The 12,672-nt window shown below is 45.5% G+C and carries 15 protein-coding genes and 1 pseudogene; 8 read left to right on the top strand and 8 right to left on the bottom strand.

Annotated elements, in window-relative coordinates:
• Positions 1 to 29: 29 nt before the first annotated feature.
• Complete coding sequence (locus RMO52_RS02580) at positions 30 to 2,051, bottom strand: hypothetical protein (RefSeq protein ID WP_310410610.1); 2,022 nt, start codon at positions 2,049 to 2,051, stop codon at positions 30 to 32.
• A 512-nt stretch (positions 2,052 to 2,563) separates the two neighbouring features.
• On the opposite strand from RMO52_RS02580, the gene RMO52_RS02575 reads away from it, so the two are divergent.
• From RMO52_RS02575 to RMO52_RS02560, 4 genes are read left to right on the top strand one after another with little or no spacing between them, the layout of a single operon-like run.
• Complete coding sequence (locus RMO52_RS02575) at positions 2,564 to 3,061, top strand: CRR6 family NdhI maturation factor (RefSeq protein ID WP_310410608.1); 498 nt, start codon at positions 2,564 to 2,566, stop codon at positions 3,059 to 3,061.
• A gap of 44 nt (positions 3,062 to 3,105) precedes the next feature.
• Positions 3,106 to 4,155, top strand: a complete 1,050-nt coding sequence (locus RMO52_RS02570) for an alcohol dehydrogenase catalytic domain-containing protein (protein ID WP_310410607.1) — start codon at positions 3,106 to 3,108, stop codon at positions 4,153 to 4,155.
• A 33-nt stretch (positions 4,156 to 4,188) separates the two neighbouring features.
• The gene (locus RMO52_RS02565; protein ID WP_309742959.1) at positions 4,189 to 4,548 is read left to right on the top strand and encodes a type II toxin-antitoxin system RelE/ParE family toxin; all 360 of its coding nucleotides are present in this window, start codon (positions 4,189 to 4,191) and stop codon (positions 4,546 to 4,548) included.
• Positions 4,548 to 4,844: a hypothetical protein gene (locus RMO52_RS02560; RefSeq protein WP_309742960.1), complete on the top strand. Its 297-nt coding sequence runs from the start codon at positions 4,548 to 4,550 to the stop codon at positions 4,842 to 4,844. Before RMO52_RS02565 ends, RMO52_RS02560 begins: the two co-directional genes overlap by 1 nt.
• A gap of 12 nt (positions 4,845 to 4,856) precedes the next feature.
• Here RMO52_RS02560 and RMO52_RS02555 read toward each other — a convergent pair whose 3' ends face one another.
• The 3 genes from RMO52_RS02555 to RMO52_RS02545 form a co-directional block, all read right to left on the bottom strand.
• Positions 4,857 to 5,900, bottom strand: coding sequence for a hypothetical protein (locus tag RMO52_RS02555; RefSeq protein ID WP_310410604.1), 1,044 nt, complete (start codon positions 5,898 to 5,900; stop codon positions 4,857 to 4,859).
• A gap of 111 nt (positions 5,901 to 6,011) precedes the next feature.
• The gene (locus tag RMO52_RS02550; protein WP_310410602.1) at positions 6,012 to 6,515 is read right to left on the bottom strand and encodes a hypothetical protein; all 504 of its coding nucleotides are present in this window, start codon (positions 6,513 to 6,515) and stop codon (positions 6,012 to 6,014) included.
• A 364-nt stretch (positions 6,516 to 6,879) separates the two neighbouring features.
• Positions 6,880 to 7,518 (bottom strand): hypothetical protein, encoded by a 639-nt coding sequence (locus tag RMO52_RS02545; RefSeq protein ID WP_310410600.1) that lies wholly within the window; start codon positions 7,516 to 7,518, stop codon positions 6,880 to 6,882.
• A 143-nt stretch (positions 7,519 to 7,661) separates the two neighbouring features.
• Here RMO52_RS02545 and RMO52_RS02540 point away from each other — a divergent pair, with 143 nt between their 5' ends.
• From RMO52_RS02540 to RMO52_RS02525, 4 genes are all read left to right on the top strand, one after another.
• Complete coding sequence (locus RMO52_RS02540) at positions 7,662 to 8,303, top strand: dienelactone hydrolase family protein (RefSeq protein WP_310410598.1); 642 nt, start codon at positions 7,662 to 7,664, stop codon at positions 8,301 to 8,303.
• A gap of 116 nt (positions 8,304 to 8,419) precedes the next feature.
• Positions 8,420 to 8,635, top strand: coding sequence for a DUF2555 domain-containing protein (locus RMO52_RS02535; RefSeq protein ID WP_309742969.1), 216 nt, complete (start codon positions 8,420 to 8,422; stop codon positions 8,633 to 8,635).
• 201 nt (positions 8,636 to 8,836) lie between these two features.
• Entirely contained in the window at positions 8,837 to 10,024 is a 1,188-nt protein-coding gene (gene coaBC, locus RMO52_RS02530) for a bifunctional phosphopantothenoylcysteine decarboxylase/phosphopantothenate--cysteine ligase CoaBC (RefSeq protein ID WP_310410596.1), read from the top strand.
• Between the two features lie 113 nt (positions 10,025 to 10,137).
• Entirely contained in the window at positions 10,138 to 10,632 is a 495-nt protein-coding gene (locus RMO52_RS02525; protein WP_309742973.1) for a GAF domain-containing protein, read from the top strand.
• A gap of 194 nt (positions 10,633 to 10,826) precedes the next feature.
• Here the strand turns inward: RMO52_RS02525 and RMO52_RS02520 are convergent, their stop codons facing one another.
• From RMO52_RS02520 to RMO52_RS02505, 4 genes and pseudogenes are all read right to left on the bottom strand, one after another.
• Positions 10,827 to 11,045: a toxin-antitoxin system HicB family antitoxin gene (locus RMO52_RS02520; protein WP_309742975.1), complete on the bottom strand. Its 219-nt coding sequence runs from the start codon at positions 11,043 to 11,045 to the stop codon at positions 10,827 to 10,829.
• Positions 11,046 to 11,049: 4 nt separating this feature from the next.
• Positions 11,050 to 11,469 (bottom strand): annotated as a pseudogene (locus RMO52_RS02515) (putative toxin-antitoxin system toxin component, PIN family).
• Between the two features lie 236 nt (positions 11,470 to 11,705).
• The gene (locus RMO52_RS02510; protein ID WP_310410594.1) at positions 11,706 to 11,999 is read right to left on the bottom strand and encodes a hypothetical protein; all 294 of its coding nucleotides are present in this window, start codon (positions 11,997 to 11,999) and stop codon (positions 11,706 to 11,708) included.
• Positions 12,000 to 12,175: 176 nt separating this feature from the next.
• Positions 12,176 to 12,505 carry a hypothetical protein gene (locus RMO52_RS02505; RefSeq protein WP_310410593.1) on the bottom strand — a complete coding sequence of 110 codons (330 nt, stop codon included), beginning with the start codon at positions 12,503 to 12,505 and terminating at the stop codon, positions 12,176 to 12,178.
• Positions 12,506 to 12,672: the final 167 nt, after the last annotated feature.

The following is a 12,672-nucleotide window of genomic DNA, read 5'->3' as shown; positions in this document are numbered from 1 at the left end:
CATGTAGCCAGTGGCAACTTAATTATCGACTAGTTACGTGCCGAACGTGGTGTCAGCAGCATTCGCCAATCAGCGACATAGGCACGAGCATCGCTATAAATCGGACTGCGCCGACCGATGGTGGCAGCAAGCTCGATCGCGCTGGTAATCTTGCCCTGCCGATAAATACTAATAGCACGATCTAAGGTGTGGCGATCGGCAATTTCTTGTAGTTCGAGGTTCCAGTAACGGACTTGGGATTGAGCATCTTGATAAAGCGCTCTCCCCGGAGCGATCTGATTTGCGATCGCCACGGCTTGAGTAAAATTACCTTTACTAGCTAGCGCCATCGCATTGGCAAGGATCGGACGGTCTTCGATCGTCTGAATTTTTTCATTCCAGTTGGCAACATAGCCGACGATTTCTTCACCCAATGGTCGATCTTCGGTAATCTTCCCAGCTAACCGCACGGCGGCTTTGAGGTTTGCGAGGGATTCACCTTTACTGATGATTTGTTTGGCTTTTGCCAAGATAATTCGATTGTCGATGGTTTCAATTTGGCGATTCCAAGTCGAGATCTCACTTTGGATGGATTGACCGACTTCACTTTGAGCGGGAATCTGTTTGGCAGTCTGGATTGCGAGTGATAGAGTAGCAGGTTGCTGGAAGCTGGCGATCGTTTTTGCCCACTGGAATTGGGTTTGGTGCTTGAGCATTCCTTCCCAGTTGGAGCGTTTGGTGCGAGCTATGGTATAAATCGCGCTAGTTTTGGGGATTTTTTTGACTTGGGCGATCGCATCCATCATCGCTAGCATGTGTCGCTTACCCGCCCAGACATGCGCCCGATTGAGTTTGACCCAATCTTGTGCTTCGGCATAGACCGACGTGTCTTGAGGCACTTTTTGGACGATCGCGATCGCCTCATTAAAATTCTGCGCTTTGTACGCGCTGATACTCAAGTTGACTAAATGCTTGCTCCATTTACTCCGCAGGATTTGCCCCTCTTGATAGACATAGGTCGTAGAGTCGATCTTGTTTGCCAGTTTCAGCGCCGCGACGATCGGCGCTGGATCGTTAGGTAATGGTGGTTCGGCGATTTGTTCCTTTTTACCAGCGGCTTTGACAGCGAGTTCGATCCGCTTGGCGCGGGTATTGTAGTCATCGCTATCTTTGTTTACCAGCGTATCCTTCGCCTCTTGAAGTTTATCCCAAGCGTCACGCTCTCGGGCGAGCTTAGCAGACATTTTATCGTACTTGAAGCTGCTCCAATAGCTGCCACGCATCTTCTGGACGGTTTGCAAGACCACAAAGGCTTGATTCCAGTCCGCAGTCTGCATGGCGCGATCGAATTGACCATCGATTTTGGCACTGTCTTGAGCTTGCAGCGACCACTTGGAGATCGATTCTTGGGCGCTATCGTAGCTGGGGCTGGTCGTGGGGACGATTTTCAGCGTCGCGATCGCACTTTGGATCTTGCCTTCATTGAGCTGCTTGCGCCCGATCCGGATCAGATCTTCCGACCAGGATTTGAGCAGCCGCTGGGATTCCCCATAAAGTGGGTGTCGATCTGTCCAGCCTCTAACTAGCTCGATCGCACTACGCAGCTTGGGAATTTCTTTAGTTTCAGCACCGACTTGAGCGCAGTACAGCCGCTCGCTATCTGTCGAGACGGGAATTACCCCTTGACAACTTGGCGTTGGCGGTACTGCAATCAGCAATAGGTAACTAGTAATCCCCGTACCACCCACCATCGCCGCCAATACTGCCCAAAATGCCGACAGCGGATCGAGCGTGACAGTAGGTAAATTCAGCTTGCTAATCGGTGCGACAAGCTCAGTAAATAAGTCGCGATCGGGAATATTCCTAATTGCGGATACTTCCAACCGATCGTCGTCTGGATCGTCAGCAGGCAGATAGCTACCCCTATGCGTTAGTTCGCCATCGCTCTCGATTTGATGACCTTTGACTTCGACAGAAGTTGCCGAATGGTTCGCTGTGGTTTGTGGCGATCGGAATTTTTGCCAGAGGGTGTTTAACTGCGCCTCAATTTTGTTATGCTTGCTGTCTTGCATTATTGTTTTAATAAATAAATATAAGTTGTTAGTGCGACTGTAAAAATGTCTTTTATAGTTAAAATCTAGATATTACTCACTCGAAATTGACGATAATCCTTATTACTTAAGTTACTCAAGATTGAGAGCTAGGCAGATACACTGTCTATATTTGACAATATAGATACCACAAATTTGAAATTATTAGTGTTTTACTCACCTTATTTTAATAGTTTGACAAACTTAGCAGCGATTGCCAACATTTTAGGTATTTTCACTTGTCGGTTGAACCTCGTTCCATTCGCGAAGCGTCTGCCTGCGCAGAGAGCCTATGCCAACGGCGATTGCTGTTCTCAGTCGTTTGAGTCGCATGAAATTGTATAGTCATAGGCTAATAACTGGCTGTCAAATCTCTGTTAAAGTACAGACACAGGGATTTGTTGCCAAATAATAACATCATTAGCGATCTTTGAAACTACGGTTAGTAGCCGTTAGATATTTGCTACTTGTCAAATTTATAACAACTTGAGACTATGACGACTTTGAAGATTAGCGATCGAGCACTCCTGAGTTTGGACTTATCAGAGATTGCGCCATCGATCGATCGCTGGTTAACGACTGAGGCTAAACAATTCGACCTAGATTTAACACTCGCGATCGAATACGATCGAGATCCCCAAGATCCGCGCGAGCTATCAGAAATCGCCGAAGTCCGGCTGTGGTTTATCCGTCTCGATGCCTGCTATCCATACCTCCCACTGCTCCTCGATTGGCAAGCGGGCGAACTTGCCAGATATGTGGCGATGCTAGTTCCCCATCAATTCAGCCGCAAAGACGGGATTCAGTACAATCCTGAAGCTCTAGAAATCTGGGTAATGTACCGAGTGTTTTTGTTGACAGATTGGCTGCAACATCGCCAGATCGCCGATCGATCGCGGCTGAAATTTATGACGCAAATGTTAGGCTATGAACTAGATGATGGCTTATTTGAATTATTAGAATCGCCAAACAAAGGCATTAACGAACATTAATCCCATCTCCCATCTCCCATCTTCCATCTCCCAACTCAACCAGAATGAAAGCACAAGTATTTCGTGGCGTCAATCGGCTCAGTTATGAAGATATCCCAGTCCCCACCATCGCCGCCGACGAGGTATTAGTAAAGGTTAAAGTGGTGGGATTGTGCCAGTCAGATATCAAAAAGATCCTTTACCCACTTTACGAACCGCCCCGAATTTTTGGACATGAGACGGCTGGCGTCATTAGTGAAGTTGGCGCGGATGTCCAGGATTGGCAAGTCGGACAAAGAGTAGTCGTAATGCACCATATTCCCTGTATGCACTGCAACTACTGTCTCCATGAAAATTATTCCATGTGCGATGTCTACAAAAATGTCACGACTACAGCCGGATTTACACCCAGTGGTGGCGGCTTTGCTGAATATGTCAAAGTGCCAGGACATATCGTCCGAAATGGCGGCTTAATAACGATTCCCGCTGGAGTTACCGACGAACAAGCAAGCTTCGTCGAGCCGACAAATTGCTGCCTCAAGGCTGTTAAAAAAGCAAATATTCAAGCTGGCGATACCGTGCTGATTACCGGAGCAGGCCCGATCGGGTTAATGTTTATTATGCTGGTTAAGCATTTTGGAGCCAGAGCCATTTCCACTGACTTAATTCCCTCTAGGGTGGAAAAAGCATTATCAGTCGGTGCCGAAGCCGCCTTCAATGCCCGCGATCCCGATCTTACCGCCAAAATCCAAGCCTTAACAGGTGGTATAGGTGTAGATACTGCCATCCTCGCTGTACCCAGCGACAAAGCCTTTTTCCAAGCCCTAGACTGCACCCGCAAAGGTGGCAAAATCCTGTTCTTTGCCGAGTTCCCCGACGAGTTAGAAATCCCAATTAATCCCAATGTCTTGTACCGACGTGAAATCGATTTGATGGGTAGTTATAGTTCGTCGTTTAAAGTTCAGGCATTATCCGCAGATCTAGTATTCAATCATCGCATTGATGTCGATGCGTTGATTAGCGATCGCTACCATCTCAAAGATCTCGATAAAGCAGTAGCCCAAGCCACCAAACCGACAGCAGAAACTTATAAGATCTTACTGCATAACGATTAGAAAAAAGTTATGCTCTGCGGATAGGGTCGAGCTATGAGTTATGAAATTGAATATACAAACGAGTTCGCCCAATGGTGGGAGGAGCTTGGGATGTCAGAGCAAGATGATATTAATGTATCCGTTGAATTGCTAATGAGTTTGGGTGTTAATCTCAAGTTCCCTCACTCATCTGGGATTAATAGTTCTCGACATTCTCACATGAGAGAGTTGAGAGTGCAAAGTTCTGGACATCCATTGCGGATATTTTACGCCTTCGACCCTCGACGCAGTGCTATTTTACTAATCGGCGGAGATAAAACTGGTAACGACCGCTTTTATGAAGAGTATATCCCAATTGCAGATCGACTGTATGATATTTATTTAGAGGAACTTAGACAGGAGGGATTAATCTAATGAGCGGTCATCATCCATTTCAACGTCTCGTAGAGAACTTGCCCGAAGATAGAAAATTAGAGATCGAACGTAAGAAAAAGGAACTATTAGCAGCTATTGAGTTAAGAGAAGCAATTGCAGTTACAGCAGCAAATTGGCGCGTAGATACATCTAAAACTCCAATCGAGAATGTCGATATCTACCTAAGTTACTTACGTCAAGCAATCGGCAATCTAGGCGGAGAGTTAACAATAACTGCTAAGTTTCCTGACATGGTAGAAGTAGAGATCGACTCATTACAATCAAGCCTCAATTGACTAACATATCCGTCACTTGGAGTTCCGATAAGTTAGTGCCATCGCCTTGAACTTTGGCATGTAAATTTGGGACTGTTTATCGCCGACAATCCCTGTTATCACGATATATCCGCCTTGCTTGGGAAACAGCATCACTTGATAGATAGCTAAAGGTGCTTTCGTTTGTTTGTCTCTACCATTAGCGACAATTTCCCAACCAGTTAAATTATCGATCGAGATTTCAGTAGTCGATCTTATCGCGACGATATCTGTTTGCGGGTAGGCAGAAATACGCCGAGTTGCAAAGGATTTTTGGTCTAAAATAGCAACATCGCCCAGCGATGGAGCAACAACAAATAACGGATCTGTCGGAGCTACTGTGGGAATATTACCATCCTTGGTAAATAGTGCGACTTTACCCACTCCTGACACCTTTGTAACCAAAGATAAACCTGCTACTGGTGTAATTTTAAATGGTAGCGAGGAAGCGGTTGGAGCTGAAGACGTGCGCGGGGATGCTGCTAGCAAAACTTGTTTAAGTGGCTCACCGATTTTTGTAGCATTTTCTTCCAAAAAGCTGGCAACTCCTACAGTTGTGCTTTCCTCATTGCCAAATACTAAAATCCATTTGAGAAATTTTTGACCAGCGGCTGATTGAGATACTTGCAACAGAAACCCTGACTGATTATCGATTTTGATTGGTTGCTTAGAAATTAAAGATATGCCCCTAGTTGCCAAAGTCTCTTTATTAAATCCTTTAGTTACCGCCGAGAATGGCCCAGGAATTTTCGAGAGTACCACTGATGAGCTGGTTGCAGCTTGCTCGAATCCATAAAATGATGTTGCTTTAGTAAATCCACTCGGTTGGGGAATTGCCAATCCCACTTCAGGAAAATCGACTAGATTCGGCTGTTTTGATAACAGCAATCGACTGGTAGATCGACCCTCGAATGGGCGAAATCTAGATCCAGCAATACTCGGCATCGTTAGGCTCACAGATCCGATCGAAGTAACGATCGCGATCGACATTAACAATTGATATCTCATCACTACATCAAATCTCATAAATACTGGCACCAGTATACAGATGTTCGATCCGCCAGATCGATCCGAATGGCGAGCGCACAGCACACCAAAGATCTGTAGGTTGGGTTTCGATTTAGCTCAACCCAACAACCACAAGATCGACTATGGTTTACGATCTTCTAGATATTGATAACCATTTAATCCAGTCGCACCTAAAAATAGTAAGAAAGCCAACCAGAATCCCGCATCATAATTGACTTGAATTATCCCACCTTGTTTGAGCACAGCATCATCTGTACTAGATTTTACCCATAAAAGTAGTAATACGCCTAAACCACCTGCAATCGCTTGAGCTAGATATCTCTGGCGATTTTTGAGTAGCAAAGAAGTTGCTAATCCCACGCCTGCTAGACAAAATGTTATTCCCACCGCTGGTGTACCAGGTATTTTTTGGGTCTTAGGGGTACTAGGTACTCCACCAAAGGCAGAATTTAAGCTAGCGGATGGATCTGCCATCTCAACGCCTGTTGCCATTTGTAAGCCACTCATTTTTATGACTGGAGATCCTTGGCATGAGATCGTAATAAATGGCAGAAAGAAGCAAATTAAGATCAGCGCAAACATCGATGCTGAGATCTTTTTGAACATATCTGTAAAGAATTGCATGGTGATGAAATTTATGGTTTTGTAGAAGGGGTTAAATCAGGATAAATTTGTACGTTAGTTAGAGCAAAGCGAAACCCAGCATCCACATGTGCGATCGATAGAATATGCGTAGATTATGTGAACTGGATCGATCGAATACTAAACCCAACATTTACATATTCGATCGACAATATCATCATTTTCTCATCCTTAAACCCACAAATAACCTGTAGGGGTAATGCCTCGTGCTTACCCCGCACCAATGAGGGTACCCACACTTCGACTCCTCTGAGTGCAAGCAAGGGGAACCCCCTACAGATTCTAAATCGCGATCGATAAATGTATGAATTCGATCGAATCGCGATCGCTGTTAAATGGATCTAACTTAGTTCGAGAAAGGAACATTTCGGAATTGAACAACACCACTCCCCGCATACATAGCTATGCTTAAAAGTGAAGCTTTTGTTACTTGTCCTGGTATATTTTCAAAGTTAATGTCTACAACATAATCCACCCCAGGAGACATATCTGTAAAGATGTTGTTTTGGTTGTCACCGTTATATTCCAGGGAAGAACTTGGATAAGTTCTTCCAGCAGAATCAACAATTGATGACTTACCTTTACCTGTAGAGATATTAAGTTTGTTTGCTTTTTTTGCTGTGATGATAAAGTTACATTTGATATCTGAACTCGACCTTCTACAGCTTCTTAGCACATAAGTAACACCACCTAACTCTTTTCGCTGGCCAGGATTCGACGCGGGGGTTCTGGCTTCTTCTTGCCCTTGCTCCTGCCCATCTTTGGCTGACTTGAACTTGCCACAGATAGTATTGGTACCATTTGTAGTCACACAAGCCCGTTCGACTGCTTTGAGAGTACCGCACACAGTTTTACCATTACTCGCAATGACACAAAACTGTGGCGTTGGCGTGTCAGCATGAGCGATATTACTGTAAAAAGGAAGACTTGCAAAAGTCATCCCAGCGAGAATGCTAGCTCTTTGAATTAGGCGGATTAATGTCATGATTTTACTAACGGAAAGGGGGTACTTATTTCTAGACGATTCACTATAGTACGAACTAGGGCATAAATGAAAGCCTAAAAGTAACCCAATCGGGTGTTTTTTGCTCATCCACAAAATTTTACTGAAACTACCCATACGCACCGATGACTCAAATCGATCCGAATAGTCCACTAGACATCATTTTTGTCCCCGCTCAGACGGGCAATCCCATCGGCACGATCGTGGTGTTGCATGGTTGGGGTGCCAATCATGACGATCTCGGCGAACTCGTGCCCTACTTTAAACTGCCAGAATATCAATTTCTGTTTCCCAATGGCACCTTCGACCATGAATATAGCGACACGGGGAAGATGTGGTATTCCTTCACAGGTGCGGGACAATTGAACGATCGCAGCCTTATCCAACTTGCCACTAGTCGCGAAGTTTTGACAACTTGGATCGAGTCGCTGCCCGATTCTACAGGGATTCCACTCGATCGAACTTGGATTGCGGGCTTCTCTCAGGGTGGGGCAATGACGCTGGAGATTGGGCTAGATTTGCCTGTAGCGGGTCTGATTGTGATGAGTGGTTACTTGCATCAAAATCGATCGCAACCTCCCCAAGCGGCTCCACCTGTGTCGATCGTGCATGGTAGACAAGATGATGTCGTGCCGATCTCTGCCGCTCGAAAAAGTCAAGAAACACTGACTCAGTGGGGTGTTGACGTGCAATATCAGGAGTTTGACATGGGACACTCGATCGTGCCAGAAGTTTTGGAGGTAGTGAGAAATTTTGTAAGCAAATAATCTAAATTATCAATAAGTTTGTTAATCCCGCTCGATTAACGGGTAATAATAACTAAGAAGGCTAAAATAACAGTAGCTTGCTAAACTTTTGCCCAATTTGTAAGGAGGTTTGACCTATGACCACAATCGAGCTGTCGCAACGGAATACTATCCCCAACTTGACTACAGAAGAAGTAGAAGCCCTAGCCTTACGCCTGGAAAGCGATGATTATCGCAATCCTTTTGATGGCTTGAAAGATTGGCATTTCTTACGCGCGATCGCATTCCAACGCCCCGATTTAGTCGAACCCTACATCCATCTCCTCGATCTCGAAGCCTACGACGAAGCCTAGTCTAAAAAATCCCCTCCCTGGAGGGGTGCCCGTAGGGCGGGGTGGGAAGATCCACGCCGAAATACCAGAATCATCTACAACCCTTACCCCCCCAGCCCCCCTTATAAAGGGGGGGCTTTTGCTCCCTCCCCTTTATAAGGGGAGGGCTGGGGTGGGGTAAAGATCTCCGCATCTCACTCATCAACCCAAAAACCACGACCGATGCGAGTTCTAATCGGAATTGGGGGTGGAATTGCCGCATATAAAGTGTGCGAAATTATCTCTACACTATTCAAAGCAGAAATTGAGGTAAAAGTTATCCTCACCACAGGCGGCGAACAATTCATTACCCCCTTAACTGTCTCAACATTATCCCGCCACCCAGCTTATACCGATCGAGATTTTTGGCAACCCATTCATCATCGCCCCCTTCATATCGAATTGGGCGAATGGGCAGATTTATTATTAATTGCGCCACTGACTGCCAATACATTGGCCAAATTAGCCTATGGATTGGCGGATAACTTATTGACAAATACAGTCCTGGCTTCGACTTGCCCGATCTTGCTCGCACCAGCTATGAATACAGAAATGTGGGAGCAAGCATCCGTGCAGCGCAATTGGCAATTATTGAGTCAGGATTCGCGCTATCATGCGGCGGGGCCAGCGATGGGGTTACTCGCTTGCGATCGAGTCGGGATGGGACGTATGGCAGAGCCTGAAGAAATTTTACCCTACATTCATTCGTTGCTACATACTCATGGCAAGCTCGATTTAGTCGGCAAAAACTTGTTAATTAGTACCGGGGGAACGCGAGAATTCTTCGATCCCGTGCGGTTTATTGGCAATCCTGCTACTGGCAAAATGGGACTAGCTCTGGCGCAAGCAGCAGTTCATCGCGGGGCGCAGGTGACTTTGGTTCATGGTACCTTACCGGATGTGCAGATCGATCGCCGGGTAAATCTCATCCCCATTATCAACAGTGAAGACATGCACCACAAAATGCTGGCGCATTTTCCAAATGCCGATATCGTATTGATGTCCGCAGCGGTTGCAGATGTTAAGCCCGCGCAATATAGCGATCGCAAGTTACCAAAAAAACTACTCCCAACCGAATTAAAATTAGCGCCAGTACCCGACATTATTGCGGCACTCGGCAAAATTAAACAACCCCACCAAAAATTAATCGGCTTTGCCGCTCAGACTGGGGATATTATCGCGCCAGCGCTGGAGAAATTAGAGCGCAAACAATTGGACGCGATCGTGGCTAATCCGGTAGACTTACCAGAAAGTGGCTTTGGGAGCGATCGCAATCAAGCCGTCATCCTCAAACCCAATGGCGAGCGGATCGATATCCTTCCCTGCGCTAAACTAGAGATGGCACACCAGATTTTAGATCGGATTTATTAGGCTGGAGTTGAGATTATCTGCCCGATAACCGATCGATACCTCGCCTCAAAATTATTGGATAGTGCGCTAAATATTGAATAACTAAACGCTAAACAGCACGCAGCACATAGGTTATGCCCGATCCATCGCTCCAAACCATCTTCGACAGGTTATCCCGCGATTTAGCTAGGGACAAACTGATTCAGACAACTACCGACGAACTCCGTAAGTTGATGAATGCCGATCGAATCGTACTGTACTATTTTTACTATCAATGGTCGGGACGCGTCACCTTTGAGTCGCTCAGCGATAACCAGTTTTCCATTCTAGGTGCGAGTGGCCCCGATCGCTGTTTTAATGGCGAATATGCCAAGCTCTACGAACACGGACGCATCCGGGCGATTCCCGATATCGAAACCGAATTGATTCAACCTTGTCACCGCGACCATCTCCGCGAACTCCATGTCAAAGCCAATTTAGTCGTACCGATTCTCACCCAACGCGGCTTGTGGGGATTGTTGGCGGCGCATCAATGCCAATCTACCCATAATTGGCAACCTTCAGAAATTGCGGCGATGGTTGCTAGCGCTCGCGATCTGGCGACATTTCCTAGCATTCGCGATAGTTAATCCAATCTCACCCCAACTTAGGGGAGTAATAAAAAAGTATTTAATGGGCGAACGCGATATCTGATTCATAGTGTTAGTGTTAGTCGTTAGTTACCTGTTCGCCAACAGCTTCCAACAGTTATCGATTTAGATGTAGCCCCGATCTTCCGGATTTTGCCGCTCGCGGCAACAACCCAAGATTGGGGCTATTTTGATTAGGAGTCCAGTTTGTCTAGTTCGTCGAGTATTTCCAAACCTCTAGCCGCCGATCCTCTAGCGGCTCTGACCTTGAATCGATTGTGAGCATCAAACTCGGCTAACGCGACGGTTGTAAGCTCTTCAATCATTTTATTGACGCTCACGCCTTGACTAGCGGCTAACGCCTTTAATCTCGAATGCCGATCGTCTGGCATCCGCACTGTTAAAACTGCCACAAAGTTATTCTACGATAATTTGGTGTGGGTTGAGCATTTGCAACTGTGAGAAGGTTAGTTCGGAGCCTCTAAAATCTCTAAGATTGTTAGTAGCTAAGATCTAAGCATTCCCCGCGATCGCTAATTCAATGACGTGGTTATCACCCTCATCTCTCAAATTAGGTCGCCATGAATAGTAGATGTAGACCCACTTAGACATACTCAGAAAGCCATCTAGTAGCTCGTTAACCTTACTTCTATCTAGTTGACATTTGGCGATAATCTCTTCCCGCTCTATTACTGATTCGTACTTTAGATACAGAGCATTACTCATCATCGGCTGATATTCACCAAGCAAGCAACGTCGAATCAGTTCGCGGTTTAGTCCCTGAGAACTCAGGATCGCCCCAATAAACACATTTGTGTCTACTACTATTTTTACGATCGTACTAGAATGATAGCCTATGTGATATCAACTTGAGGCTATTTCGATTACATGGAGCAAGCCTAAAATATGAGTAAAAACTCGAAGACCCCGCACAGCGCGAGGTTTCTAGATATGCCAGGACGGAGATTTGAACTCCGGACACGAGGATTTTCAATCCTCTAGTATGAATTGCTAAAGCTATTGCTACGGCTCTTGTTGTGGCGATTCGATTTGGATGTTGCCTAAAATATTGCCTAATTCAAACGACTCCAATCGATCGTCATCCATTCCTCGTAGTTAACTTTATAGCGATCGTCCGACAATAGTTCGTAGTGTTCCCCTCTAATCAACGGCGATGCGTTACCCTTAACCGCCTTCTCGATCGCGGTAATTATCTTATACCTAGTCCAGATCCCCTCAGACAAGCGTTCGCAGCGACTCGGACTCACCCAGCCGTATGCTTGCGGGATATGCTTGTTTACCAACTTTTCAAGCCGGATTATTTGGCTAGATAAACTTTGAATTGCTAGTTTAGTTTCGGCGTCCACTTGTTTTAGGTAATAGGTAATAGGTAATAGGTAATAGGTTTTAGACTAGTAATAGGCATAGATCTAGTCACCGACGGTGAGCGTGGCGGGTGCCCCGCAACGCACGGCATGAGTAATGCTAAAAAACCGTGCATCAAAGCAAGCGACTTGCCACCCTATTACCTATTACCTCTTACCTAATTAACGTCCACCAACCGCGACCAAAACAGCCATCTGAGCGCCGGGGTTTCGTAAATATATTTTTTCAATTCCACGTCGATAATATAGTCGCGCTCGACTTTATCTTGCCAGATTCTGCGACAGATAAACACTTCGATCGGATCGCCGTGGAATTCGATAGGCGAGAGGTTTTCCATTAAATATGTCAGTTCTCTCAAATTGGAAAATTCTAAAATTGAATATTCCGACGCAATGTCCCTCCATGTTTCAAATAATTCGGCGTTTTCAGATTTGAATAATACCCAGAAATAACTTTGTTCGTCAATGCGATCGGTTTGATAATCCATGTTGTGCCGACACAGCTTCGCCAAAATTACGCGCGACTGTCTTAACGCTTTCCGTATCTTATCGCATAAATTGGTATTTTTAATAGATTAGCGCAATAATACCGAAAGCGTTAAAATTGTGTATAAAATCGAACAATGTGGTATTCTAGATTTAAGTTACCTGCACG

This window comes from Chamaesiphon sp. OTE_8_metabat_110, assembly GCF_031382685.1.
Classification (GTDB): domain Bacteria; phylum Cyanobacteriota; class Cyanobacteriia; order Cyanobacteriales; family Chamaesiphonaceae; genus Chamaesiphon.
This window is presented reverse-complemented; position numbering and strand designations above follow the sequence as displayed.

Bases quoted from the DNA above. Each gene is read 5' to 3' on its own strand.
- RMO52_RS02540 (WP_310410598.1), top strand. From the start codon at position 7,662: ATGACTCAAATCGATCCGAATAGTCCACTAGACATCATTTTTGTCCCC.
- RMO52_RS02550 (WP_310410602.1), bottom strand. From the start codon at position 6,515: ATGCAATTCTTTACAGATATGTTCAAAAAGATCTCAGCATCGATGTTT.
- RMO52_RS02580 (WP_310410610.1), bottom strand. From the start codon at position 2,051: ATGCAAGACAGCAAGCATAACAAAATTGAGGCGCAGTTAAACACCCTC.
- RMO52_RS02560 (WP_309742960.1), top strand. From the start codon at position 4,548: ATGAGCGGTCATCATCCATTTCAACGTCTCGTAGAGAACTTGCCCGAA.
- RMO52_RS02535 (WP_309742969.1), top strand. From the start codon at position 8,420: ATGACCACAATCGAGCTGTCGCAACGGAATACTATCCCCAACTTGACT.
- RMO52_RS02575 (WP_310410608.1), top strand. From the start codon at position 2,564: ATGACGACTTTGAAGATTAGCGATCGAGCACTCCTGAGTTTGGACTTA.
- coaBC (WP_310410596.1), top strand. From the start codon at position 8,837: ATGCGAGTTCTAATCGGAATTGGGGGTGGAATTGCCGCATATAAAGTG.
- RMO52_RS02505 (WP_310410593.1), bottom strand. From the start codon at position 12,505: ATGGATTATCAAACCGATCGCATTGACGAACAAAGTTATTTCTGGGTA.
- RMO52_RS02565 (WP_309742959.1), top strand. From the start codon at position 4,189: ATGAGTTATGAAATTGAATATACAAACGAGTTCGCCCAATGGTGGGAG.
- RMO52_RS02545 (WP_310410600.1), bottom strand. From the start codon at position 7,518: ATGACATTAATCCGCCTAATTCAAAGAGCTAGCATTCTCGCTGGGATG.
- RMO52_RS02570 (WP_310410607.1), top strand. From the start codon at position 3,106: ATGAAAGCACAAGTATTTCGTGGCGTCAATCGGCTCAGTTATGAAGAT.
- RMO52_RS02525 (WP_309742973.1), top strand. From the start codon at position 10,138: ATGCCCGATCCATCGCTCCAAACCATCTTCGACAGGTTATCCCGCGAT.